The sequence below is a fragment of the Stenotrophomonas sp. YJH_SMC_29 genome, assembly GCF_059371235.1.
This window is the reverse complement of record NZ_JCAFUK010000008.1, coordinates 170207-193442: the sequence shown is the minus strand read 5'-3', so window position 1 is coordinate 193442 and position 23236 is coordinate 170207. Positions and strand designations below refer to the sequence as shown.

Sequence of the window (23236 nt, the reverse complement as noted above, 5' to 3'; positions counted from 1 at the left end):
AAAAAAAAGCCGCGAGTCATCGCGGCTTTTTTTGCATCTTGCGCCCGAAGTTGGACTCGAACCAACGACCCCCTGATTAACAGTCAAGTGCTCTAACCGGCTGAGCTATTCGGGCGGGGACGCGCATTCTAGTAGGTGCCCGGGAGGGATGCAAGCCCCACCCACAACATTCACCAGCAGGCCGCCACCGTCGACGCGCTTGCGGTCTTTACGCCGGCTTGATTGATGGACAGGGTGCCGCACTTGTCCTTGGCCTGGTCGCCCTGGGGAGTCGCGGTCAGCGTGAACGTCCCCTGTGCGGCCTGTACCGTCACCGCATAGTGCGCCGTGCCGCCTTCGCGCGGCGACTGGGCCGTCGTAGCGCCGCCGCTGAACCGGAAGTTGGCATAGGTGTTGTTGGTCGTATGCGAGCGCTCGGCCAGCTGGGCGTACTCGACAAGATCCGCCTTCGCCTGGGCGCGACGCGACTTGCGAACCTGTTCGACATAGGAAGGATAAGCCACCGCTGCCAGGATCGCGATCACGGCAACGACGATCATCAGTTCGATCAGGGTGAATCCCTTCGCCTGCGCAAACGCGCGAGGCTGGCGCACCAACGACCCTGCATTCGTGGGGAACATGCTCACTCGAACTCTCCGTTACTGGATCTGGCGCCAGGACTGGCGACCGCAGGGATAGGGGGCATACATGGGCGCGGCGCCTGAGACATTGACCGCGATCCAGCAGCCAGCGCCACTGGGAATCGTCGGAATCTCGGCATCGTCCGAGGACTTACTGGCCGGCTGCAGACGGGGCACCACCGAGACGCCCACATCCTTGACCGGAGCATTGCCGCCGGTACTCAACTGCAGACCAGCTGTACCTTCGGCTGCCGCCGTACCCGTGATCGACCCAAGCCGCATGCCCGCCAGTGCTCCCAACCCGGTCCGCGGACTCAGCCCCAGCAGCCAGTTGGCACCACTGGTGCTGCAGCCGCTGGTGATGGATTCGGGCGCATAGGTCGTGATGAACAACGTGCTTGAAGCAAGCTCCGGATAACCCACGGCACGCTCACCTGCGGGGAGATCCACGTACCAGCCACGCGACCCGGTCGGTGCCGTACCCGCCTGGATGCTGCGCGCGCCCCCGGTGGTGGACAGTGTGTTGGGCGTGAGATTGGAACGCGTCAACGTGGTTGTGATCACACCAGCGGACAGATCATTGAATCCGTAGATGCTCTGGATCTGGGTACCGGAGATCGGCAGCGTGTCATCGTTGAACGAGAAGCTGCCCGTGCCAAACATCACCAGCACGCCACCACTCTCACCGGACGCCACCTGCAGACCGCCGGTAATAGGCTGCCGGTAGGTGGAACCGCTCTGCACGAAGGTCCCGGTGGTGAACGCCGGTACCGTTACCGTTGCCGCATCGGACAGCAGATCGAACTTCCACACCGCCCCCTTCAGGTCTGCCGCATAAACGGTATCGGCGTAGCCATCGCGGATACGGATGGGGGCGTTTGTGGTCGGATCCAGACGCGTGCTGTCCACTCGATCAAGCACCACGATGTTGCCCAGGCCATTCTTGCCCGCAATGGTCGAGCCCGGTTCACTGGCTTCAATCATGCGCACCCGAGGCGTCGCTCCGGTGCCGATATCCACCACGAACAGGACTGCCTTGTTGCTGGCGCTGGAATAGCCATTGCCGAAAATCGCCTTCCAGCTGACCGAGCCATCGGCCGCACGCACCGGCACAATGACCGGCTTTCCGAGCACGTGGCCGATGTTGGCGCGGACCGCCGTATCGCCGGTGAGATCATTGATTTCCCACAGTCGGTTGGCACCAGCGAAGGTGTCGGGCGCGCTGACATCCAGCGCAAACACGCCACGGCCGCCGGCACCGGTGGTACCTACCAGCGTCGTATGCCAGTCACCGCCGTAGAAGGTGTCGCCGACGGTCAGCGGACCGTCCACGAAGTACTTATGCACGAACGGCTGTGCGTACTTCTTCTCGGGATCGTTCGGGATCAGCAGATTGCCCATGTGGCCATACGAGGTGGCCGGAATGTAGCCAAACAACTCGCGGCCGCCCTGGCCACCCACCACTCCAGCCGCATCCATGCCGCCATCAAACGCATGCAACATGCCATCATTGGCTCCGGCATAGACCACATAGCGGCGGTTCGCGCGTTTTGCCGTCAGATAGTTGGAATAAGTGGTCCCGAGGCTACCCGCCAATGCGCGATAGCCGAAGTCGTCTCCCGGCGCGCTGATGACCGGCGTGGAATTGATGATGTCGCCCAGCAACGTCGTGCGATCGCGCAGCCGCCCACCACGACGGACCTCGCGACTGGTGTCGCCAAGCAGATAATTTGCCGCTGCCGCAGCATCAACCCCCAGCGCGGTCAGCGTTGAGGCATTGCAGATGGACTGCGCCGGATATTGCGTGGACGAGAGGCCGCACAACCCCGCCAACGACACCGTGGTCGTGCCGAACTTGCGCACTGTTCCGGCATCATTGAAATAAACGTTGCGCGCGGTGGCGGCAGGGAACTGCTCGCTGGCTTCCCAGATACGCGTGTACTGCACTTCGCGAGTCGTCGGATTGATCGTGGCCTGGCTGGCGGTGAGGCGGCTGAACCAGTCAGTGCCATTGTTCTGGACATCGTACATCGGCACGACCGTCAGCGACCCTGGGCCGATGCGGGCACCACTCTGAGCGAACGTTCCCGACGGCGAAGAACCCGAACTGACCGCCGACAGCACCCGACGCATCGCATCGGTCACGTCGGTAGGCGTCTTGGCATTGATGAACTCGCCGCGACTGTTGATCGAGGCGTGCCACAATTCGTCGATCACGCGGCCGTCGTCGGCCGTCACCGGGTCGCCGTTGGCGTTCCAGTTCGGCGGGTTTGCGTAAGGATCATCAGTCGACGCCTGATTGACTTCGTAGATGTTGCCCTGCGCCCCCAGCGTCACACCGTAGAAATTCATGTGCAGGTTGGTCTGGCAATCCAATCGCTTCCAGTCCGGCGAAGAGGAATCGAGACTCTTGCACTGCTCCGGAACGGGCACCAGGCCAGCCGGGAAGCTGGCGCCGGTACGCAATGGGGTGGACGCGCCGGCGTAATAGGACGCGGCGATATCGGCAATGGTATTGCTGTAACCATCGGCAAAAGGCGCGCCCGGGAAGTGGGTGCCCCCGGCCGCGTCGGCATTCCCATAGCCGCTGGCGACATTGTTGGCATTGGTGTAACCGTCAGTAAACAGCATGCCGCCATTCTTTTGGCAGGCGCGAACGACCGGGGCGCCACTGTCGGTCCGGCGGAACTGTTCACCGAGGAACGCGACCGCCTGTCGGTTGGGCGTACCGCCGGCAGGCTTGAGTCGATAAATCTGCGCAAACAGGTCCGCGCGCTGGGTAGCCACGTCGAACATGGTCACGTTCTGGCGGTTGTTGATGGTGAAGTAGCCCACACGCATGTTCTCTACGCCTGCCATCGCATGCGAAGAGGAGCCCACCATCGACAGGATACGATTGCGGTGGTACTGGAACCAGTTCGCGAAATTCTTCTTCGCCTCGGCGAGCTGGGGCGAGCCCTGCGCGTAGTTCGCGTCGAGGATCTGATAGCGGCGCATGTCGCAGCCTAGACCGCAAGCATTGCGGATCAAGGGCCGGTTCACGTCCGCGGTCAAGTAGCCGGCCGGTGCCGGCGCACTGGCGGGCAAATAGAATGTCGCCGGTACATACCCCATCTGCACGGTGCAGTTCGCGCGCACATCGACATCATTCGCCAAGGTGATCCAGTTGCCGTTGGAACTGGCCAGGCCATTGCTGCTGGTCGAGTTGCAGCTACGGGCGGTGGAGCGATAACGGGTGCCCGCCGGGATCGTCATCCCCGTCATGAACTGGAAGGCTTCACCATTGACTTCACGATAGGCCAGGTTGTAAATCGTGCCGTATCCAGTCGAGAAATCGGTGCCATAAACGCCGGGATCGCGCGGGTCGGTACGGGCGTTGCCGAAGTCTGCATCCGGCCACAGGGTGTTGTTGCTCGCATCGGCCTGGGGAAGTTTCCAGGGACTGTAGGTCACGTCGGGGTTGTAGTAACTCGCGTTGTAGGTCGGAGAACGCGCGAAACCAAAGGAATCGATTGGCGGGATGGCGCGTCCCGGCGAGTACGACGCGGCGAATCCCGAATGCGGGAAAAGATACAGGTAGCAGTCCGCCGAGTTGGTTGAGCAGCCCTCACCGACGTTGTAGAACACACCCGCCGAGCTGAAGAAACTGCTGCCCGTCCACTGCATGCGACCATCCCCCCCCTTGAAAATGCGCTCGAACGTCATTGAGTTCGAATCATCAACCGCCATGATGAAGGCGGGCGGGATGGCCGTGGTGTTGTTAAGCGGTGCCTGGGCGAGATCGCCCTGCCCTTGCGCTGCGAACAGGCTGTAGGCGAAATAGCCGCCCACGCCCAGCAGGGCGACAGCGGACGCAGCGATGATCCGGGGGGTTCGACGGGACATGCCGACAACCTCAGGGCTTGAAGATGGAATCGATCGACGCCGTCGACGAGGAATCCGTCGGGGTATCGGTAGCGAAGGTGGTGATCTGGTAGATCGGCGTCACCGGGTCGAGCGGCTTGCCCATCGACAGCGAACCGCCACCGATGACACAAGAGTCGATACGGCGCACATTGACGGCTTCACGGGTCGTCAGTGCACGCCCCCGGCCCCATGCCACCGGATCGAAGGCGATATCACAGTTCTGCTGGACATCGGTATCCACCAACGGCGCATCACTGGCCGCCGCAACACGGTTGGCGATGTTCTCGAGTGCATGCTCACTGCGCCGGGTCACACCCTCGGCGTTCTGGAAAGCGACATTGGTCGCGCGGTAATTGGACGCCATCTTTTCCTGCATGCCGGCGACCTGCATGCCGGCGATGCCGATCAGCGCCAGCAGGATGAGCATGATCAATGCCACATAGAGCACCGCACCACGCTGGGTACGGGCCATGGGGCGCTTGCGGACTCGAGCATTCATGGCATCAGTTCCCGAACAGGCGGTTGCGCAGCGCAATCGTGGATTCGTACGTTGAGCGGTAGCGCCCATCGCTCGGGCTTCCCGGCGCGAAGCCCACGCCCAATGCGCGTGGATAGTTGACTGCATTGGCAGGAGCTTCTGCCTGCGACGGCAGAGGACTACGGGCGAGGATGCCGACCTGGACCTGCCCGACGCGGCGCCACTGCGCCGCACCGGCGGCGCCGGTAGCGGCAGTCACGCCGGTGGCGGTGGACAGTCCGGTGATGTTGCCGGTCGGCGGCGAGGTGGTGCTGATGGCAACCGTGCTGTCAAGACCGAACAGCAGCTGCAGGTTCTCGATCCCCTCAACCAGCTCCTCCGGCGTGCCGTAACCGTTGTTGCCGTCCGCACGCGCCCGCATCAGCGCCGGCTGCCCAGTGGTGGCCGAGGTTCCTACGTAGTACACCAACGACTCGGCCCGATAGATCATGGTCTGACCGGTCGGCTGCACGGTGTATCGCCCCAGGTTGGAACCATTGGCCGTGACCTTGCCGGCCGCGTAGGTGCCCTTGAACACGTTGACGTGGCTGCAGTCGGCCACGCCGAACACATTCGGCGCGGCAACACCTCCTTCGACCATGCGGGCCCCAGCGGTGGTGTCAAACCCCACCACACTGTTGCTGCTTGGCGCCAGTCCGGTGACCGGAACGCCTTCGGGCGCCAGATAACGCAGCACCAGAATGTCACTGCCTCCACGGGGAGACAGTGCGGCGATCGACGCCGGGAGTGCGGTCGGCGTCGCCCAGGAGCCGCCGAGGGTGAGGTTCGCCCCCGGTTCCGTGTTCGGCGCCTCATAGCCCTGGATCGTCACGCTGAAATCCAGCGGATGACCTGAGCCGGTGGCGGCACCGGTATCGATGACCGGATCACCCTCGCCACGTACGAAATGCGCCTGGTCGTTCACGCAGCCGAAATGGCCCGCCATGCGGATGTCACGCTGCAGGAACTCGAGAGCGAATCGACCATTCTCCTGCGCACGTCCGTTGCCCTCGGCCAGCCGCGAGGCCGCCCGCGAAGCGAGGAAAACCTGCGCGACGCCCAGCATCAGTACCAGGCCGATGACCATGGCGATCATCGTTTCGATCAATGAAATGCCGGCCACCCGGTGCGGCGGGACGGGACGAAGGCTCATAGCTGGGATACCAGGGTAAAGGTGGTCCGGGTGTCTGGGTTGCTGGCATCCCAGCGCTGGTCACCCCAGGCGATGGCCACGGTGACCTGGCCATTGGCGTTGAGGACCGTAGCGCTCGCGCCTTCCCCCAGCGCCTGGACGACCTGGCACTGCCATCGGGTGATGTTGCTGGCCACGCCCAGGCCCGCTCCCAGTGTGCGGGTGCATGAGCTGGATTTGATCGAGTTGGCGGCGAACGTAGCGTTGGTATACCACGCGGCCTGGTACCGGTTGCTTCGCATCTGGTCAAGCATGTCGTAGGCCAGGTTGGTGGCCTGCGTGCGATAGTTCGAGCTCTGCACGAAGCGCACGTTCATGGTCTGCAACAGGGCGAACCCAAGCAGACCGAACGCCAGCACGATGATGGTGACGAGCACTTCCATCATGCTGAAGCCGCCCTGGCGCCGGGCAAAGGACGGGAGACGACGGTTCATTGGCAGGCTGCCTTGGTGGACGTGATCTGGCCCGCCGCATTGACGGTCAGTGTGCGCCGAAGTGCATCGCTGCCACAGCTCTTGGGCTGCAGCACGATTTCCTGGGTCGCCGCGGCGCGGCGGCGGCCTCGGTTGTCGAACGCAATCACGCTGTCGGAGGGAGCGGTGACGCTGATCGCATCGGAAGAAATGGTCACGAAGCGCAACACCGCCTCACCCGTCTGCATCGCGCCGTCACCGTTGGCATCGGACCAGGCGAGCATCCCCGATGTCCAGGCATTGTCGCAGCTGGTCCCAGTAGAACTGCCACAGACGCCGCCGCCCCGCTTGTTGCGCACCGCTTCACTGCGCGCCAATGACAGCAGGCCGGTGATTTCATTGCCCGACGAGGCGATCCGATTGGAGCGGATCGTGCTCTGGAAGCTGGGGAACGCAATGGTCGCCAGGATCGCCACCACGGCGATCGTGACCATCAGTTCAACCAGCGTGAAGCCGTTTTGCCGGCGCAAAGACATTGGACGCTCCCCAGCGTGTTGGTGGCCACGATGGGCCATCGCCCCGCCACCGGCAAGCGGCGGCAGGATGAACGGTCAATCCGGGGCGACGGGCGTCAAAGGCTTGACGTGCACCCTCCCCGACCGGTGCCGGCGCGATCCCCATCGCGCCGGCCCGGGTTCAGGCCAGCACCTGGTAGCAGGGCTGGTATTCGCCGGAGATCTTCATCCGGCGCTGCTCGACGAAGGCGCGCAGCAGCGCGTCCAGCGCCTGCATCATGTCCGGGTCACCGTGGATCTGGAACGGCCCGAACTGCTCGATGCGGCGCATGCCGTCCTCCTTCACGTTGCCGGCCACGATGCCCGAGAACGCCCGGCGCAGGTCGGCCGCCAGCGCGTGCGGCGCACGCCCGTGATGCAGGTCCAGCGCCGCCATTGCCTCGTGGGTCGGCACGAACGGCTGCTGGTACTCCCACGGAATCTCGATCGACCAGTTGAAGAAGAACGAGTCCTTCTGCGCCAGGCGGTGTTCGCGCACGCGCTTGATGCCACTGGCCATCTTCCTGGCCACGGCCACCGGGTCGCCGATGATGATCTCGTAGCGCTCGGCAGCCTCGTCGCCCAGGGTCAGGCGGATGAAGCGGTCGATCTGCTCGAAGTATGGCGCTGCCACGGTCGGGCCGGTCAGGATCAGCGGGAACGGCAGGTCCTTGTTCTCCTCGCGCAGCAGGATGCCGAGCAGGTACAGGATCTCTTCGGCCGTGCCGACGCCACCGGCGAACACGATGATGCCGTGGCCGATGCGGACGAAGGCCTCCAGGCGCTTCTCGATGTCCGGCATGATCACCAGATGGTTGACGATCGGGTTCGGCGACTCGGCCGCGATGATGCCCGGCTCGGTCAGGCCGATGTAGCGCGTGACGGTGCGGCGCTGCTTGGCGTGTGCGATGGTCGCGCCCTTCATCGGGCCCTTCATCGCGCCCGGGCCGCAGCCGGTGCAGATGTCCAGGCCGCGCAGGCCCAGCTCGTAACCCACCTGCTTGGTGTACAGGTACTCGTCGCGCGAGATCGAGTGGCCGCCCCAGCACACCACCAGGTTCGGATCGCCCGGGTTGAGGATGCGCGCGTTGCGCAGCAGGCCGAACACCGCGTTGGTGATGCCCTCGGACGACTCCAGCTCGGCCGCGTAGGCCGGGCCCATCTCGATGGCCATGTAGGCCAGGTCGCGCACGACGGCGAACAGCAGTTCGGCGACACCGCGGATGATCTCACCGTCGACGAAGGCCATCGCCGGCGCGTTGACCAGGTCGATGCGCACGCCGCGATCCTGCTGCGCCACCTGGATGTCGAAATCAGGGTAGAGGTCGCGCGCCGCGCGCGGATCGTCCGAGGCGCTGCCGCTGGTCAGCACGGCCAGCGCGCAGCGGCGCAGCAGCTCATGCATGCCGCCGGCGGAGGCATCGCGCAGGCGTGCCACTTCGGCCCGCGACAGCACGTCCAGCCCACCGCGCGGGTAGATCCGCGCATCCTGCACCGGCAGCGCACGGGCTGATTTTTCGTTCGTGGTCATATCCAATTTTTCGCTTCCTTCAAGGTTTCCGACTGTACTGCCGCCCCCTTAAAAAGCAAAACGGCCGGGAAGCCCGACCGTTGGATGTGTGCTGCCCGCGTTCGCCTGTCCGGGACCGCCTGGGCGGCGTTGACGCCGCGCACATTTCTGGATGCTACGCCGTTGCCCGACACCCTGCAAGGACTTTCGCCTGAACGGAAAACGGCCGGGTTTCCCCGGCCGTTTCCATTTACAGCAACGCTACGTCAGTGCATCAGAACTGGTAGCGGAAGCCCAGCTGCAGCGACCACTGCGAGACACCGACGTCGAAGCCGTCTGCGTCGTTGTTGGCCACCGTCGGCAGGTCAGCGCCGCGGAAGTTGTAGACGTACTTGCCGTCCTTCATGCCCTGCAGGGTAGCTACGCGCGCATCGGCGAAGAAGCCGTAGTCGTAGATGTTGCCCCACTTCTTGTTGAGCATGTTGCCGACGTTCTGGATGTCAAGCCACACTTCCGACTTGTGACCCTTCATGAAGCCCGGCAGCTGCTGGCTGATACGGATATCGAAGGTGTTGATCCAGCCGGTACGGAACTGGTTCGCCGGAGCGTAGCCGCCTGCGTACTTGGCCAGCTGCGGATTGGCCGCCAGCCATTCGTAGAACGACTTCTCCATTGCCGCATCCGGGGTGAATTTGTTGCCCACCAGATTGCCGAACAGAACCTCGCCCGGGTTGGGCACGTAGAACAGGTCGTTTGCAGAACGGCCGTCGCCGTTGGCATCGTTCGAGTACACGTAGCTGTACGGACGGCCGCTGCGGCCCTCGTACACCAGACCGACCTTGGTTTCGTAGTCGCCGAAGAACTTGTGCTTCCAGTTCAGCGAGCCCGACAGGCGGTCACGGATCTGGTAGCGCGAGGTGTTCTCGGTTTCGCTGTTGGCGTTGAAGGCGTACTGGTAGTTCCACCCCGAGCTTGCGGTGGAGCTGGTCAGCGAGCCCACTTCGGTAGCGTCGGTGTAGGTGTAACCGATGTTCCAGGACCAGTCACTGGCGTCCGACCACGGCTTGCTCAGCGACACGGTGAACTGCGAGGTGCGACCCTTGTTGGTGTTGGCGATTTCGTACACCGAGTCGTAGGCACCATTGCGCCCGGCGCGCGCGTCGCTGTTGGTCCAGAGGTTGCCGTTGCGCGCTGCTGCGTAGTAGAGCTCACGACCGTCCGGACCCAGCTGCTGCACCGGACCCAGGTTCAGGTTCCTGTAGTACAGGGCATCCTTGACCTTGGTGACCAGCAGCTCGGCCGAAGCCACGATGCCGTACCACGGGGTCTCATGGTCGAAGGCCAGGTTGGCCTTGTACACCGACGGCATCTTGAAGTCGCTGCCGACGAAGTTGACGTTCTGACGGTTCGAGCCCGGGGTGGTCGGGACCGGCTGGCTGTCCTTGTTCCCGTTGAACTGCAGCGCCGGGTTGTAGGCGGTGTAGGTGTACACCGAGTTGTTGAAGCCGGTCGCCGAGTAGCTGTTGCTCAGCCACACCTGCGGCGCATCACCCTGGAACAGGCCGATGCCGCCGCGCAGCTGGGTCGGGCGCTCGCTGTCGAAGGTGTAGTTGAAACCGAAGCGCGGCTGGATCAGGAACTTGTTGCTCAGCACCTCGCTGTTGTCGCGACCGAAGAACGTCGAGGCTGCAGCGTTGTAGGTCGGGGCCGGGCTGGTGTCGGCACGGTCGGCACGCACGCCCATGGTCAGGGTCAGGTTGCTGTTGACATACCAGGTGTCCTGCACGAACAGGGCCAGGTTGCTGTACTTGTAGTCAGCCGGAATCGAGCCCGGGGTGCGCTCCGGGTTGTAGTTGTAGCTGCTCCAGCGGCCAGCGGCGAAGTTGTCCAGGCCGTAGAAGGTGTAGGCACCCCACGAGTTGGCGCCGAAGTAGTTGTAGATGTCGTTGGTGTCGTACGACGCACCGAACTTGACGTCGTGGTCACCCAGGGTCCAGGTGGCGGCGGCGTAGTAGTTCCATGCCTTGGTCTCGAGGATGTTGTCCTGCGAGTTGACTTCGGTACCCAGGTACAGCGAGTCACCCGATGGCGCAGCCTCATTGCCGCCGAAGAAGATGCGGATGCTCGGCGCGCCGGTGGACACGTTGCGGATCGCCGAGTACTCGCGGTACGACGCCTTCAGTTCGGTCGAGAAGTTCGGGGTCCAGTCGCTGAACAGCTGGGCGACGTAGCTCTCGTTGGTCTTGTCATGCTGGTACCAGTACGAGCTCAGCGAGGCCGAACTGGTGGTCATGCCGTTGATTCGCAGCTTGCTCTGGTCGATCTTGCTGTAACGGATGTTGGCGCGGTGGTTGTCGCTGATGTTCCAGTCCAGCTTCAGCGCGTACTCTTCCATCTCCGTGTCGCCGTTGCTTTCCAGGCCACCGGCGTTGATGCCATAGCCCTGCGCGATCTGCTGCGCGCGGGTCACATCGGCCAGGGTGAACTGCGGGTTGGCCTTGCCCAGCGCGGTGCCGCTCAGGTCGGCGCCCGGGGCGGCCTGCTTGAACTTTTCGTAGTTGGCGAAGAAGAACAGCTTGTCCTTGACGATCGGGCCGCCCAGGGTCATGCCGTAGGTTTCTTCCTTGGTGAAGCCCTTGAACGGCTGGCCTTCCGGGTTGTCGCCGAACCAGTCGCCATCACGGTAGGTGCCGTACACCGATCCGTGGAATTCATTGGTACCCGACTTGGTCACCGCGTTGACGGTGGCACCGGCGGCAGCAGCGATGCTGACGTCGTAGTTGGACAGGTTGATGTCCAGGGCTTCGATGGCTTCCATCGCGACCGGCTGGCGGCGGGTCGGCATGTTGTTGCCTTCCAGGCCGAAGGTGTCGCTGGCCGAGACGCCGTCGATGTTGATCGAGTTGAAGCGCGGGTTCTGGCCACCGGCCGAGATCGAGCCCGAGGCGCGATCGATGAAGGTCACGCGCGGATCCAGGCGCATCAGATCCTGGATGTTGCCGCCGATGGACGGCGCAACTTCGATCTGCTGCTGGCTGATGTTGGTGCCCGAGCCCATCTTGGTGGCGCTGAACACTTCCGAACCACCGCCGACAGCGGTGACCTGCACGGTGTCCAGGTTGGTCGCGGCGAGGTCGCCGGCCAGGGTGGCATTGATGGTGCCGGTCTGGTTCACGCCCAGGTAGACGCCATCTTCGGTCTTGGTGCCTTCACCCGGCTTGGTGATGGTGATCGAGTACGGACCACCCACGCGCAGGCCGCGCGCGTTGTAGCGGCCGGCCGCATCGGTGGTCGCACGCGAAACGGTGCCCGACTCGGTGTGGGTGATGGTGACTTCAGCGCCGGCAACGGGCTGGCCGCTGCGGGACACGACCTGGCCGCCGACACCGGCAGAGGTGCTCTGGGCGAAGGCGGGGGCGGCGGCAAGTGCAGCCACGAGACCAAGGGTGAGCTTGGACATCCGGAGTGGGTGGGTCATTTTTCGGTAGCCTCGATGCGAGTTGGCGATGGCGGAAAAAAAGCGCATCCAAGCAGCCCTGCGGGTGGCTGATCGGAGAGTTATCTGGGGTTCCCTACCGCTCGGCTGAAGGCAGCCCTAACGGTTAACACTAGATTAACACGCTACGCCATCAATGTGACGGTTGTGCGACAAACGGCACCGGTTCGCAACGCAATCGTGACGGGTTCTTCACTCCGCCTTTCCATGGGACTCACTTTTCCCGGGCCATCCCACTGGCATCAAGAATCTGCCCACGCCAGGCGCTCCCGGCCCCGGACAACAGGGTCACCGCCGCTGCCGCTGCGGCTTCCGGGCCTTGCGCAGCCGGGTCCTGGTCGACGGAATAGGCACGTGCGCGCAGCGCCGTGCGCAGGGGGCCGGGGTACAGGCCGCTGACCCGGACGGGACTGCGGCCCAGTTCATCGTGCAGGCTGGCGATCAGGCCACGCAGGCCGTGCTGGGCCACGCCGTACCCTCCCCAGTAGGCCTGCCCCACCCGTTCAGGGGCATCGACCGCGAACACCAGGGCGGCATCCTCGCGCTGTCGCAGCAGCGGCAGGCAGGCCTGGGCCAGCCAGGCCGGGGCCGTCAGGGTGACATGGACCGCGCGGGCGAAGCTGGCCGGGTCGGCCAGCTCGAACGGGGTCAGCCCCGGGAAATGCGCGGCGCAGACCAGCAGGCCGTCCAGCCGCCCCAGCTCGCGCTGCAGGGCCTGGGCCAGTTCGGCGTAGTCGTCGGGGCCGGCACCTTCCAGGTCCAGCGGGTACAGCAGGGGTTCCGGGCCGACCGCCTGGACCTGGGCATAGACCCGGTCCAACCGGCGCGGCTTGCGCCCCAGCAGGACCACGGTGGCCCCGGCGGCTGCGGCAGCAACCGCCGCGGCACTGCCCAGCCCGCCGCCGGCCCCGGCAACCAGCACCACGCGGTCCTGCAACGGGCGGCCATCGAACGCCCCGTCAGTCGGTGACGTCGACGGCCAGGCACTCATCCCTGGGTCGCCTCTTCGACGATGCGCTTGAGCTCGCCGGATTCAAACAGTTCCATGACGATGTCGCAGCCGCCGATGAGCTCACCGTTGATGAACAGCTGCGGGAAGGTCGGCAGGTTGGAGAAGCGCGGCAGGTTGGCACGGATCTCCGGTTCCTCGAGCACGTTGACGGTGCGCAGGGCGACAGCGCCGGCCGCCATCAGCGCCTGCACGGCGCGACTGGAAAAGCCGCACATCGGGTACTGCGGGGTGCCTTTCATGAACAGCACGAGCGGGTAACGATCGACCTCGGCCTGGATTTGCTGCATCACCGCCACAACCACACTCCTTGCTTCGCCGGACAACCCGACCGTGATGGTCGGCTAGACTGCCCACGGTAGCCGCCATTGTAAGCGGATGGAACAGGCTGCCGCCGTCCCCCTGGCCACGAACCTGTCCATGCCCGTCGAATTGCCTGCCCTGCCCTACCTCTCCGGCTCCCTGCAGCCGCACCTGTCCGCGCAGACCGTGGAGCTGCATCACGGCCGCCACCACCGCGCCTATGTCGACGCGGTCAATGCCGGCACCCTCGGCACCGAGTGGGAGGAGGCGTCACTGGAAGAGATCGTGCGCCATGCCCAGGGCGCTCTGTTCGATGCGGCCGCCCAGGCCTGGAACCATGGCTTTTACTGGCAGTGCCTGCGCCCGCGCGGCGGCGGCGAGCCGCAGGGCCGGCTGGGCGAGCTGGTCAAGCGCCAGTTCGGCGACGCACAGCGCCTGCGCGAGGAGTTCAACCGCACGGCGCTGGGCCTGTTCGGCTCGGGCTGGGTGTGGCTGGTGCAGCACCCCGGTGGCCAGCTGGGCATCCAGGCCACGCGCAATGCCGGCACGCCACTGACCGGCGAAAGCACCCCGCTGCTGTGCTGCGACGTCTGGGAGCACGCCTACTACACCGATTACCAGAATGATCGCGCGCGCTACCTGGACGGGTTCTGGCAGCTGGTCAACTGGGAATTCGCCGAGAGCCAGCTGCGCTGAGGCAGCGGCTCGGTCACCGGGTAGTGCCGGCCGCTGGCCGGCAACCCACTGGACGTACAAGGATGCCGGGGTTGCCGGCCAGCGGCCGGCACTACCGAAATGCAGAGCGGAGCGTCACGCGCTCTCGTGCGCGGCCACCGCATCCATCACCCGCGCCGAGTACACCAGCGCGGCGCCGGCGTTGAGCGACACCGCCACGCCCAGTGCTTCGGCGATTTCCTCGCGGCTGGCGCCCTGCTTCAACGCTGCGTCCACATGCACGGTGATGCAGCCGTCGCAGCGGGTGGTCACCGCCACCGCCAGCGCGATCAGCTCGCGGGTCTTGGCATCAAGGTGGTTGGTCTGGGCGCCGGCGTTGGCCAGGGTGGCGTAGCCCTTGATCGTGTCGGGCGAGAGCTTGCCGATCTCGCCGATACGACCCTTCAGTTCCTTGCGGTAGGCATTCCAGTCGAGCATGGTCGTGACTCCTGTAAAGGAGCTCCACGCTACCACCGGAAATGTTGCGCCAATGCCTGCACCGGCGCGCCACATCGTTGCATTGCCGGCCAGCGGCCGGCACTACCGGCTCAGCGGTTGCGCAGCGCGTGCACCGCAGGTGCGACCTGGGCCTGACGGTCCAGCTCCAGGCCAATCTGGTCCAGCGCATCGGCCAAGGCCACGGCATCATCGTCGCGCAGCGTGGCGTGGCCGACCTTGCGGCCCTCGCGCGGCTGCTTGCCGTAATCGTGCCAATGGCCGCTGGCCTGGGCCAGCACCGGTGCCGGGTCGGGCATCTCGCCCAGCCAGTTCAGCATGCAGGCGTGGCCGAGCATGCGGGTGCTGCCCAGCGGCAGGCCCAGCACGGCACGCAGGTGGTTCTCGAACTGCGAGGTCTCGCTGCCTTCGATGGTCCAGTGGCCGGAGTTGTGCACGCGCGGCGCCATCTCGTTGGCCAACAGCTCGCCATCGCGGCAGAACAGCTCCAGCGCGAACACGCCGACGTACTGCAGGTGCTCGGCGACACGGCGCGCGTAGCCGATGGCCGCCTGCTGCTCGGCGTCGGACAGCACCGCCGGCGCCACGCTGGCCGACAGCACGCCATCGACATGCCAGTTGCCGGTGATCGGCCAGGCCTCGAAGCCGCCATCGCGGCCACGCACGGCCACCACGCTGACCTCGCGCTGGAAGGCGACGAAGCCCTCCAGGATCAGCCCGGTGCGCTCGACCTGCGCGCCCAGCGCCTCCCAGGCGGCGTCGACGTCGGCCTCGCTGCGCAGGCGGAACTGGCCCTTGCCGTCGTAGCCCAGACGGCGGGTCTTGAGGATGCACGGCAGGCCGAATTCAGCGGCCTTCGCCGCCAGCTCGTCGCGGCTGCGGATGTCTGCGAAGGCCGGCAGCGGAATGCCCAGCTGCTGGAACAGGGTCTTCTCGCTCAACCGGTCCTGGGCCACCGCCAGCGCAGCCGGGGGCGGGTAGACCGGCACGCGGCCGGCCAGGAACTGCGCACTGTCGGCGGGCACGTTCTCGAAATCGAAGGTGACCACGTCGACCTTGGCGGCGAAGTCCGCCAGCGCCTGGCGGTCATCGAAGGCACCGACGGTGAGCGGCGCCAGCGGGCCGCTGCAGGCGTCGGCTGCCGGGTCGTACAGTTCGAAACGCAGCCCCAGCGGCGCACCGGCCAGGACCATCATGCGGGCGAGCTGGCCGCCGCCCAGGATGCCGACGGTCAGGCTCATTGGCGCGGATCGTCGTGGGCCATCACGTCTTCGGTCTGGCGTGCACGGAAGGCGTCCAGCGCCTGGCCGATCGCCGGCTGGTCGCTGGCCAGCATCGCCGCCGCGAACAGCGCCGCGTTGGAGGCGCCGGCATTGCCGATGGCGAAGGTGGCGACCGGAATGCCGGCCGGCATCTGCACGATCGACAGCAGCGAGTCCATGCCGTTGAGGGCCTTGGACTGCACCGGCACGCCCAGCACCGGCACGGCGGTCTTGGCCGCGATCATCCCCGGCAGGTGCGCGGCCCCGCCGGCACCGGCGATGATCGCGCGCAGGCCACGCGGGCCCGCCTGCTCGGCGTAACTGAACAACACATCCGGGGTCCGATGCGCGGACACCACCTTCACTTCGAACGGAACACCCAGGGCTTCAAGCTTCTGGGCGGCGTGCTGCATGGTTTCCCAGTCGGAACGGGAACCCATGACGATGCCGACGAGCGGCGCGATCGGGTTGGGGGTCATTGGCCGTCACCTGCCTTAAAGACGTATTCTAGCCATCTTCCACGCAAGACGAAGAACCATGGATCGCAAGCTGCTCGACCTGCTGGTGTCGCCGGACACCCGCCAGCCCCTGTCCCTGCTGGATGGCAAGGGCCTGGAAGCCCTCAACAAGGCCATCTCCGCCGGCGCGGTGAACAAGGCCGATGGCAACCCGCTGGCGCAGCCGCTGCGCGAAGCGCTGGTCACCCGTGACCGCAAGCAGGTGTTCCGCGTCGACGACGGCATCCCGGTGCTGCTGGCCGAGGAAGCCATCCCGACGGCCCAGATCGCCGACTTCCCGGCCGCATGAGCACGCTGCCGACGCCGGATGCGGCCCTGGTCGCCGCCGATGTCGCGCGTGCACTGGCCGAGGACCTGGGCAGCGGCGACGTCACCGCTGCCCTGCTGCCCGACCAGGCTGACAGCGCCTACCTGCTGTGCAAGCAGGACGCGGTGATCGCCGGGCGACCCTGGTTCGACGCCACCCATCGCGCGCTCGACCCCGAGGTGCGCATTGAATGGCACATCGCCGAAGGCGATGCCGTCACCGCCGGCACCGTGCTGGCGCTGCTGCACGGGCGCAGTCGCAGCCTGGTCAGCGCTGAGCGCACCTCGCTCAATTTCCTGCAGACGTTGTCCGGCACCGCCACGACCACCGCCCGTTACGTGGCAGCGGTGGCCGGTACCGGCACGCGCATCCTCGACACCCGCAAGACCCTGCCCGGCCTGCGCCTGGCGCAGAAGTACGCGGTGCGCTGCGGCGGTGGCGAGAATCATCGCTTCGGCCTGTATGACACGGTGATGCTGAAGGAGAACCACATCCGTGCCGCCGGTTCGCTGGCCGCGGCGGTGGCCGCCGCACGCCGTGAGTGGTCTGCGCTGCCGCTGGTGGTCGAGGTCGAAGACCTGGCGCAGCTGCGCCAGGCCCTTGAAGCCGGGTGCGAACGCATCCTGCTGGACGACTTCAGCCCCGACCTGCGCCGCGAAGCCGTACGCATCACTGCCGGCCGCATTCCACTGGAAGTCTCCGGCAGCGTCGGCCTGGGCGGCCTGCGCTCGATCGCCGAGGATGGCGTCGACTGCATCTCCATCGGCGGCCTGACCAAGCACGTGCAGGCGATCGACCTGTCGTTGAAGCTGGGCCCGCCACCGGGCTGAGGCCCGGCGCGGGGTCCGATCCCTTTTTCATGGGAAAAGGGATCTGACCGCGTTCTCACACCCGGCGTTCACGACAGCGCTGCGACGCTGCGGGCATCCCCCACAGGAGCCGCGCATGCCCCGGATGCTCTTGCCTGCCTGTCTGCTGCTGGCTGCGGCACCCCTGTCCGCAGCGGCCGCCGAAGCCTGCGATGTGCCGCCCCGCTTCGGCCTGAGTCCGTTGGCGGTGGCCATCCGCAATACTGCCTGCAATGAACACCGGCTCTGGTTCCGGCCTTTCATCGATCGTGATGGCCGTGCGGCGAGTCTCAGTGTCACCGAGGCCGAGAACGAACACCTGGCCGACAACGGACTGATCGCCTGGCAGCGCGTGGCCGGCTACTGGCGCAACAGCGGCACGCTCAACGCCATGGGCAGCATCGCCGGCGCCAGCAGCTGCCTGGCACCGCTGGGCACGCGCTATGCCGACAGTGACTGCCGCGCGTTCCTGGTCGACAACCCGTGGTCGGCTGCCTTCATTTCGTGGGTGATGGTGCGTGCCGGTGTGCCCGGCTTCAATACCTCGCCACGCCATATCGACTACATCCGCGCCGCGTACCAGGGCGGCCCCTCGGGCGTGCCGTACAGGCTGGTCGATCCGGCCACGGCCAAACCCGCGCCCGGTGACCTGCTGTGCTTCCTGCGCGACCGCAGCAGCACGCTCAGTTACAGCGGATTGGTGCAGGCGCTGGGCAACGGTTCGGTGGGCCACTGGAAATCACATTGCGAAGTGGTGGTGGCCGCCAACCTGGGCGGCGACCAGACCCTGTACCTGGTCGGTGGCAACGTGATGAACACCGTGGCGATGCGGTTGCTGCCGCTGGATCGTACCGGGCTGATCAAGTTGCCGCCGGCGCGCGAACGCAACAGCACCGGCATTGACCCCAGCTGCACCCCGGGGCGTGAGGACGAATGCAGTTTCAACCGCCAGGACTGGGCGGCCCTGCTGCAGCTGACCGCGACCACGCCCTTGGCGATGCCTTCGCCCAGCACAGCACCGATGCAGGCAGTGCCGGCCACGGTGCCGGCCACCGCACCCCCATCACCGATGACCGACCCGCAGCCGCCAAGGCGGTGACACAGGCGCTTGATCCAGCACGCATTCGCCGCCATCTTTGCCGGATCCACCTCTGACGGCTGACGCCATGCCCACCCTGCTGCTGTTGCTGATTGCCGGCGGAATCATCTACTTCTTCTGGAACGCCGCGCGCTCGGCCGCCGAGCGCGCGGTGGAACTGGGACGCAATGCCTGCCGCGCCGCCGACGTGCAGTGGCTGGACCAGGCGGTGCACGCCACCGGGTTGCGGCTGTCGCGTGGCGAGGATGGCCGGCTCGGCTTCGAACGCACCTTCAAGTTCGAGTATTCCTACGATGGCATCGACCGCCACGTGGGCCGCATGGTGCTGCGTGGCGACCAGTTGATCTCGTTCACTGGCCCCGGTGCCGCGCGGATCAGCCAGATCCGGCCGGATGTGGAGGATGCCGAGGATGTCTAGGGTTTAAGGATGTCCTGACCAACGGCAGGCACCCACCGCAAACGGGCAAAGAAAAACGCCGCCCATCGGGGCGGCGTCGGAATGGTTACTTGACCACGCGCAGGTTCGGGCGGCCCTTCGGCGGCGGGCTGGCCGGCGGCGTATCGTCCGGTGGCGTGCCGTCCTCATGCAGCAGCTCGTCGCTGGTCGGCGCGGTTTCGCTGCCCGGGATGTCATCCGGCAGCGCCATGCCCTGCCCGGTCTCGCGGGCGTAGACGGCCAGTACGGCGCTGATCGGCACCTGCACCGGGTAGCTGGTACCGGAGAAGCGCGCCGAGAAGCTGACCATCTCGTTGTCGATCATCAGCCGCACGACAGCACGTTCGGCGATGTTGAGCACGACCCGGCCATCCTTGACCGCCGAAGGCGGGACCTGCACGCCGGGAACGCCGGCGTCGACCAGGATGTGCGGGGTCAGCTGGTTGTCGTTGATCCATTCCACCAGCGCCCGCAGCAGGTACGGGCGGTGGCTGGTCATGTGGAAGAAGTCTTCGGTCATGCGTGAAGTGTACGCGCCCGGCGGCCTGCCGGGGCGGATCGCCTGCACGCCGGTCGGCGTGCAGACGGGTACTGCATGGGCCGGTCAGGCCGGCAGGTCGCGCAGTTTCTTTTCCTGCTCGGTCAGGCTGCGGACGAAACCGGGGTGGCGGAAGATGCGGTTGCCGTAGTCCTCGATCGCCTTGCCATCCTTCGGCAGCGGAACATCCAGCGACTGCAGGCGCCAGATGATCGGAGCCATGGCGCAGTCGGCCAGGCTCATTTCCGGGTTGAGGAAGAACTTGCTGGCCTTGAACAGCGGCAGCGAGGCCGTCAGCAGTTCCTTCAGGCGCTTGCGCCCGGCCTCGGCCTGGGTCTTGTTGCCCAGCTGGATGGCCTGCACCTGCGGCACCCAGTCGTGCTCGATGCGCAGCATCGCCAGGCGGATGCGCGCACGGGACAGCGGATCGACCGGCATCAGCGGCGGATGCGGATAGCGCTCGTCCAGGTATTCGCTGACCACCGACGCGGCGTACAGCACCAGTTCGCGCTCGACCAGGGTCGGCACCGAATGGTACGGATTGAGATCGATCAGGTCTTCAGGCGGGTTCTGCGGATCGACCGGGACAAAGTCGAAGGTGACCCCCTTGGCCGCCAGGACCAGGCGTACACGGTGGCACAGTACGTCGTCGTTCGAGGAAAACAGCGTCAGTGTATTGCGCATGCGTACGCTCGCCGCCATCAAAGGCTCTCCCACGACAGGAGACCGCCTGCCGCATCGGCGCCGCCGGCACCGTGCCGGCGGTCGACTCCTCCCCGAGTGTGCAACCGACCATCACAAAAGCCAATAGGCCCGTGCGATGGCCAGCGGCAGAATCAGTGGACGTCCTTCCAGTATTCCTTCTTCAGCAGGTACAGCAGGAAAGTCAGCAGGGCCAGGAACAGGATCACCCACACGCCCAGCTGCTGGCGCTTGAGCGCGGCCGGTTCACCGGCGTATTCGAGGAAGTTGGTGATGTCCCGCACGGCCTGATCGTACTGGCCGGCATCGACCGACCCGGGCGTTTCGATTTTCAGGCCGGTCACCGGCGGGTCCATGCCGGGCGCTTCCGCCTTGCCGTGCACCGCATGCTGCAGGCCCTGCATCTCCCACAGCGGGTTGGGCATGGAGGCATTGGCGAACAGCGCGTTGTTCCAGCCCAGCGGGCGGCTGCTGTCCAGGTAGAACGACTTGAGATAGGTGTAGACCCAGTCACTGCCCCGCACGCGCGAGATCAGGCTGAGATCGGGCGGCATCTTGCCGAACCACTTCTCCGCGTTCTCCTTCGGCATCGCCACCGGGATCGGGTCGCCGATCGCCGAGCCGGTGAAGTTGAGGTTGTTCATCACCTCTTCCTCGGTCAGGCCCAGGTCCTGCGCCATCCGCGAATAGCGCAGGTACTTCAGCGCGTGGCAGCCGGAGCAGTAGTTCATGTACAGCTGCGCGCCGCGCTGCAGCGAGGCGCGGTCACCCAGGTCGTTGCCGGCCTGCAGCAGCGGGGTGCCGCCCTCGGCGGCGGAGGCCAGGAAACTGCCCAGCATCAGGGTGGCCGCCAGGGCCAGCCGGACCATCCAGCGCTCAGTCATGCGTGGTCACCCTCTCCGGTACCGGCTTGGTCTTGTCCAGCCTTGTCCATAGCGGCATGGTGATGAAGAACGCGAAGTACAGGAAGGTCAGCACCCGCCCGATGTAGGTCTCGTGCACGTCGGTACCCGGGCCGGAACCAATCACGCCCAGCCACACGAAGCACACGGCCAGCACGCCCAGCATCACCTTCGAGATCCAGCCGCGGTAGCGCACCGATTTCACCTTCGCCTTGTCCAGCCACGGCACCAGGAACAGGATCGCGATGGCCGAGAACATCACCAGCACGCCGCCCAGCTTGTTCGGCACCACGCGCAACATCGCGTAGTACGGCGTGTAGTACCAGACCGGCTTGATGTGTTCCGGGGTCACCAGGCGGTTGGCCTCGGTGAAGTTGTCGTGCTCCAGGAACAGGCCGCCGAAACCGGGGGCGAAGAAGATGATGAAGGCAGCGATGATCAGCAGGAAGCCGGCGCCGACGCCATCCTTGAGCGTGTAGTAGGGATGGAACGGGATGCCATCGGCCGGTGCATTCGGCGACCAGCGGTTGCCCTTGGGCCCCTTCTTGATCTCAACGCCATCGGGGTTGTTCGACCCCACTTCGTGCAGCGCGCCCAGGTGCAGCACCACCAGCAACAGCAGCACCAGCGGCAACGCGATGACGTGCAGCGCGAAGAAGCGGTTGAGCGTAGCGTCACTGGGCAGGTAGTCGCCCATGATCCATTCGGTCAGGCCGTTGCCGATCACCGGTATCGCGCCGAACAGCGAGATGATCACCTTGGCGCCCCAGAACGACATCTGTCCCCACGGCAGCACGTAGCCCATGAAGGCTTCGGCCATCAGCACCAGGTAGATCAGCATGCCGAGGATCCACACCAGCTCGCGCGGCTTCTGGTAACTGCCGTACAGCAGGCCGCGGAACATGTGCAGGTAGACCACGATGAAGAACAGCGAGGCACCGGTGGAATGCATGTAGCGGATCAGCCAGCCCCACTCCACATCACGCATGATGTATTCGATGGAGCCGAACGCCTCGGCGGCGTTGGTCTTGTAGTGCATCGTCAGGAAGATGCCGGTGACGATCTGGTTGACCAGCACCAGCAGCGCCAGCGAACCGAAGTAATACCAGAGGTTGAAGTTCTTCGGCGCGTAGTACTCGCTGACGTGCTTGCGATAGACCGGCATCAGGCCCGGCGCGCGGGCATTGACCCAGTCGGCCACGCCGCTGGCGGTACGGCTGAGGATATTGGCCATCAGGCAGCCCCCTGCGGATCGACACCGATGATGATGGTGTTGTCGTCCTGGTAGTGGTGCGCGGGCACCTTCAGGTTGATCGGCGCCGGCACGTCCTTGAAGACGCGGCCGGACATGTCGAAGCGCGACTTGTGGCAAGGGCAGAAGTAGCCGCCCTTCCACTGCGGGTCATAGGGCTCGGGCCGGATCTCGGCGACCATTTCCGGCGAGCAGCCCAGATGCGTGCACAGGCCGACCAGCACGGAGATGTCCGGCTTGATCGAGCGCAGCTCGGGGTTCTGCTTCAGCACGTAGTCCGGCTGCTGGTCCTTTTCGCCGGACTCGGGGTCCTTGAGGCGGCCGTCCAGCCCGTGCAGCGCATCCAGGATCGCCTTGGACCGCTTGACGATCCAGATCGGCTGTCCACGCCATTCCACGATCAGGCGTTGGCCTTCCTGCAGGGCGCTGATGTCGGCTACCACCGGTGCGCCGGCAAGCTTGGCGCGGGCACTGGGGTTCCAGGATTTGATGAAAGGAACGGCGGTGAAGCCGACGCCGACGGCGCCCACCACAGCTGTGGTGGCAGAAAGAAAACGCCGACGTCCGGTGTTGACTGGATCGTGTACCCCATCGTTGGCCATCCGGCACTCCGATATTGATTAGGTAGCTTTAAGGCTGCCAGCGGATCCGGTGGGGGCCAGAGCCGCATTGAATCGCGGTC

Annotated in this window: 23 protein-coding genes and 1 tRNA gene; 5 read left to right on the top strand and 19 right to left on the bottom strand. The window is 65.5% G+C overall.

Going from position 1 to position 23236, the window contains the following annotated elements:
- Positions 1-41 precede the first annotated feature (41 nt).
- The 11 genes from AC5P9I_RS11180 to grxD form a co-directional block, all read right to left on the bottom strand.
- A tRNA-Asn gene (locus AC5P9I_RS11180) sits at positions 42-115 on the bottom strand.
- A 55-nt stretch (positions 116-170) separates the two neighbouring features.
- Positions 171-620, bottom strand: a complete 450-nt coding sequence (locus AC5P9I_RS11175; protein ID WP_080355550.1) for a type IV pilin protein — start codon at positions 618-620, stop codon at positions 171-173.
- Between the two features lie 18 nt (positions 621-638).
- Positions 639-4505, bottom strand: a complete 3867-nt coding sequence (locus tag AC5P9I_RS11170; protein WP_235645191.1) for a pilus assembly protein — start codon at positions 4503-4505, stop codon at positions 639-641.
- A 10-nt stretch (positions 4506-4515) separates the two neighbouring features.
- Entirely contained in the window at positions 4516-5025 is a 510-nt protein-coding gene (locus AC5P9I_RS11165; protein WP_049467547.1) for a pilus assembly PilX family protein, read from the bottom strand.
- A gap of 4 nt (positions 5026-5029) precedes the next feature.
- Positions 5030-6196: a PilW family protein gene (locus tag AC5P9I_RS11160; protein WP_049467545.1), complete on the bottom strand. Its 1167-nt coding sequence runs from the start codon at positions 6194-6196 to the stop codon at positions 5030-5032.
- Positions 6193-6669: a type IV pilus modification protein PilV gene (pilV, locus tag AC5P9I_RS11155; RefSeq protein WP_049467543.1), complete on the bottom strand. Its 477-nt coding sequence runs from the start codon at positions 6667-6669 to the stop codon at positions 6193-6195. Before pilV ends, AC5P9I_RS11160 begins: the two co-directional genes overlap by 4 nt.
- Positions 6666-7184 (bottom strand): GspH/FimT family pseudopilin, encoded by a 519-nt coding sequence (locus AC5P9I_RS11150; protein ID WP_049467541.1) that lies wholly within the window; start codon positions 7182-7184, stop codon positions 6666-6668. The genes pilV and AC5P9I_RS11150 overlap by 4 nt, the downstream gene beginning before the upstream one ends.
- 160 nt (positions 7185-7344) lie before the next feature.
- Positions 7345-8733 carry a nucleotide 5'-monophosphate nucleosidase PpnN gene (gene ppnN / locus AC5P9I_RS11145; RefSeq protein ID WP_049467539.1) on the bottom strand — a complete coding sequence of 463 codons (1389 nt, stop codon included), beginning with the start codon at positions 8731-8733 and terminating at the stop codon, positions 7345-7347.
- A gap of 253 nt (positions 8734-8986) precedes the next feature.
- Positions 8987-12190 (bottom strand): TonB-dependent receptor, encoded by a 3204-nt coding sequence (locus AC5P9I_RS11140; protein WP_231353036.1) that lies wholly within the window; start codon positions 12188-12190, stop codon positions 8987-8989.
- A 232-nt stretch (positions 12191-12422) separates the two neighbouring features.
- Entirely contained in the window at positions 12423-13199 is a 777-nt protein-coding gene (locus tag AC5P9I_RS11135) for an SDR family NAD(P)-dependent oxidoreductase (protein WP_049467535.1), read from the bottom strand.
- Entirely contained in the window at positions 13196-13516 is a 321-nt protein-coding gene (grxD, locus tag AC5P9I_RS11130) for a Grx4 family monothiol glutaredoxin (protein ID WP_049467533.1), read from the bottom strand. The genes AC5P9I_RS11135 and grxD overlap by 4 nt, the downstream gene beginning before the upstream one ends.
- A 121-nt stretch (positions 13517-13637) precedes the next feature.
- Between grxD and AC5P9I_RS11125 the strand changes: the two genes are divergently transcribed.
- Entirely contained in the window at positions 13638-14216 is a 579-nt protein-coding gene (locus AC5P9I_RS11125) for a superoxide dismutase (RefSeq protein WP_049467552.1), read from the top strand.
- Between the two features lie 114 nt (positions 14217-14330).
- On the opposite strand, the gene AC5P9I_RS11120 is transcribed toward AC5P9I_RS11125, so the two are convergent.
- From AC5P9I_RS11120 to purE, 3 genes are all read right to left on the bottom strand, one after another.
- Positions 14331-14672 (bottom strand): carboxymuconolactone decarboxylase family protein, encoded by a 342-nt coding sequence (locus AC5P9I_RS11120; RefSeq protein ID WP_049467531.1) that lies wholly within the window; start codon positions 14670-14672, stop codon positions 14331-14333.
- 110 nt (positions 14673-14782) lie between these two features.
- Positions 14783-15931: a 5-(carboxyamino)imidazole ribonucleotide synthase gene (locus tag AC5P9I_RS11115; protein ID WP_049467529.1), complete on the bottom strand. Its 1149-nt coding sequence runs from the start codon at positions 15929-15931 to the stop codon at positions 14783-14785.
- Positions 15928-16431 (bottom strand): 5-(carboxyamino)imidazole ribonucleotide mutase, encoded by a 504-nt coding sequence (gene purE / locus AC5P9I_RS11110; RefSeq protein ID WP_005412808.1) that lies wholly within the window; start codon positions 16429-16431, stop codon positions 15928-15930. Before purE ends, AC5P9I_RS11115 begins: the two co-directional genes overlap by 4 nt.
- Positions 16432-16489: 58 nt before the next feature.
- Here purE and AC5P9I_RS11105 point away from each other — a divergent pair, with 58 nt between their 5' ends.
- From AC5P9I_RS11105 to AC5P9I_RS11090, 4 genes are all read left to right on the top strand, one after another.
- Positions 16490-16759, top strand: coding sequence for a Trm112 family protein (locus AC5P9I_RS11105; RefSeq protein ID WP_005408847.1), 270 nt, complete (start codon positions 16490-16492; stop codon positions 16757-16759).
- The gene (gene nadC / locus AC5P9I_RS11100) at positions 16756-17607 is read left to right on the top strand and encodes a carboxylating nicotinate-nucleotide diphosphorylase (protein ID WP_049467526.1); all 852 of its coding nucleotides are present in this window, start codon (positions 16756-16758) and stop codon (positions 17605-17607) included. The genes AC5P9I_RS11105 and nadC overlap by 4 nt, the downstream gene beginning before the upstream one ends.
- 115 nt (positions 17608-17722) lie before the next feature.
- Positions 17723-18724: a DUF2272 domain-containing protein gene (locus AC5P9I_RS11095; RefSeq protein ID WP_049467524.1), complete on the top strand. Its 1002-nt coding sequence runs from the start codon at positions 17723-17725 to the stop codon at positions 18722-18724.
- Between the two features lie 67 nt (positions 18725-18791).
- Positions 18792-19142 (top strand): DUF3301 domain-containing protein, encoded by a 351-nt coding sequence (locus AC5P9I_RS11090; RefSeq protein ID WP_005415950.1) that lies wholly within the window; start codon positions 18792-18794, stop codon positions 19140-19142.
- 85 nt (positions 19143-19227) lie between these two features.
- Here AC5P9I_RS11090 and AC5P9I_RS11085 read toward each other — a convergent pair whose 3' ends face one another.
- The 5 genes from AC5P9I_RS11085 to petA all read right to left on the bottom strand — a co-directional run bounded on the left by AC5P9I_RS11085 (position 19228) and on the right by petA (position 23156).
- The gene (locus tag AC5P9I_RS11085; protein WP_014646584.1) at positions 19228-19680 is read right to left on the bottom strand and encodes a ClpXP protease specificity-enhancing factor; all 453 of its coding nucleotides are present in this window, start codon (positions 19678-19680) and stop codon (positions 19228-19230) included.
- Positions 19681-19764: 84 nt separating this feature from the next.
- Entirely contained in the window at positions 19765-20400 is a 636-nt protein-coding gene (locus AC5P9I_RS11080) for a glutathione S-transferase N-terminal domain-containing protein (RefSeq protein WP_021203577.1), read from the bottom strand.
- A 134-nt stretch (positions 20401-20534) separates the two neighbouring features.
- Positions 20535-21284: a cytochrome c1 gene (locus AC5P9I_RS11075; RefSeq protein WP_032960911.1), complete on the bottom strand. Its 750-nt coding sequence runs from the start codon at positions 21282-21284 to the stop codon at positions 20535-20537.
- Positions 21277-22536, bottom strand: coding sequence for a cytochrome b (locus AC5P9I_RS11070; protein WP_049467520.1), 1260 nt, complete (start codon positions 22534-22536; stop codon positions 21277-21279). Before AC5P9I_RS11070 ends, AC5P9I_RS11075 begins: the two co-directional genes overlap by 8 nt.
- The gene (gene petA / locus AC5P9I_RS11065) at positions 22536-23156 is read right to left on the bottom strand and encodes a ubiquinol-cytochrome c reductase iron-sulfur subunit (protein ID WP_004151998.1); all 621 of its coding nucleotides are present in this window, start codon (positions 23154-23156) and stop codon (positions 22536-22538) included. The genes AC5P9I_RS11070 and petA overlap by 1 nt, the downstream gene beginning before the upstream one ends.
- Positions 23157-23236: the final 80 nt, after the last annotated feature.

Coding starts and splice junctions, on each gene's coding strand:
- AC5P9I_RS11175 (WP_080355550.1), bottom strand. CDS start 620: ATGTTCCCCACGAATGCAGGGTCGTTGGTGCGCCAGCCTCGCGCGTTT.
- AC5P9I_RS11170 (WP_235645191.1), bottom strand. CDS start 4,505: ATGTCCCGTCGAACCCCCCGGATCATCGCTGCGTCCGCTGTCGCCCTG.
- AC5P9I_RS11165 (WP_049467547.1), bottom strand. CDS start 5,025: ATGAATGCTCGAGTCCGCAAGCGCCCCATGGCCCGTACCCAGCGTGGT.
- AC5P9I_RS11160 (WP_049467545.1), bottom strand. CDS start 6,196: ATGAGCCTTCGTCCCGTCCCGCCGCACCGGGTGGCCGGCATTTCATTG.
- pilV (WP_049467543.1), bottom strand. CDS start 6,669: ATGAACCGTCGTCTCCCGTCCTTTGCCCGGCGCCAGGGCGGCTTCAGC.
- AC5P9I_RS11150 (WP_049467541.1), bottom strand. CDS start 7,184: ATGTCTTTGCGCCGGCAAAACGGCTTCACGCTGGTTGAACTGATGGTC.
- ppnN (WP_049467539.1), bottom strand. CDS start 8,733: ATGACCACGAACGAAAAATCAGCCCGTGCGCTGCCGGTGCAGGATGCG.
- AC5P9I_RS11140 (WP_231353036.1), bottom strand. CDS start 12,190: ATGACCCACCCACTCCGGATGTCCAAGCTCACCCTTGGTCTCGTGGCT.
- AC5P9I_RS11135 (WP_049467535.1), bottom strand. CDS start 13,199: ATGAGTGCCTGGCCGTCGACGTCACCGACTGACGGGGCGTTCGATGGC.
- AC5P9I_RS11125 (WP_049467552.1), top strand. CDS start 13,638: ATGCCCGTCGAATTGCCTGCCCTGCCCTACCTCTCCGGCTCCCTGCAG.
- AC5P9I_RS11120 (WP_049467531.1), bottom strand. CDS start 14,672: ATGCTCGACTGGAATGCCTACCGCAAGGAACTGAAGGGTCGTATCGGC.
- AC5P9I_RS11115 (WP_049467529.1), bottom strand. CDS start 15,931: ATGAGCCTGACCGTCGGCATCCTGGGCGGCGGCCAGCTCGCCCGCATG.
- purE (WP_005412808.1), bottom strand. CDS start 16,431: ATGACCCCCAACCCGATCGCGCCGCTCGTCGGCATCGTCATGGGTTCC.
- AC5P9I_RS11105 (WP_005408847.1), top strand. CDS start 16,490: ATGGATCGCAAGCTGCTCGACCTGCTGGTGTCGCCGGACACCCGCCAG.
- nadC (WP_049467526.1), top strand. CDS start 16,756: ATGAGCACGCTGCCGACGCCGGATGCGGCCCTGGTCGCCGCCGATGTC.
- AC5P9I_RS11095 (WP_049467524.1), top strand. CDS start 17,723: ATGCCCCGGATGCTCTTGCCTGCCTGTCTGCTGCTGGCTGCGGCACCC.
- AC5P9I_RS11090 (WP_005415950.1), top strand. CDS start 18,792: ATGCCCACCCTGCTGCTGTTGCTGATTGCCGGCGGAATCATCTACTTC.
- AC5P9I_RS11085 (WP_014646584.1), bottom strand. CDS start 19,680: ATGACCGAAGACTTCTTCCACATGACCAGCCACCGCCCGTACCTGCTG.
- AC5P9I_RS11080 (WP_021203577.1), bottom strand. CDS start 20,400: ATGGCGGCGAGCGTACGCATGCGCAATACACTGACGCTGTTTTCCTCG.
- AC5P9I_RS11075 (WP_032960911.1), bottom strand. CDS start 21,284: ATGACTGAGCGCTGGATGGTCCGGCTGGCCCTGGCGGCCACCCTGATG.
- AC5P9I_RS11070 (WP_049467520.1), bottom strand. CDS start 22,536: ATGGCCAATATCCTCAGCCGTACCGCCAGCGGCGTGGCCGACTGGGTC.
- petA (WP_004151998.1), bottom strand. CDS start 23,156: ATGGCCAACGATGGGGTACACGATCCAGTCAACACCGGACGTCGGCGT.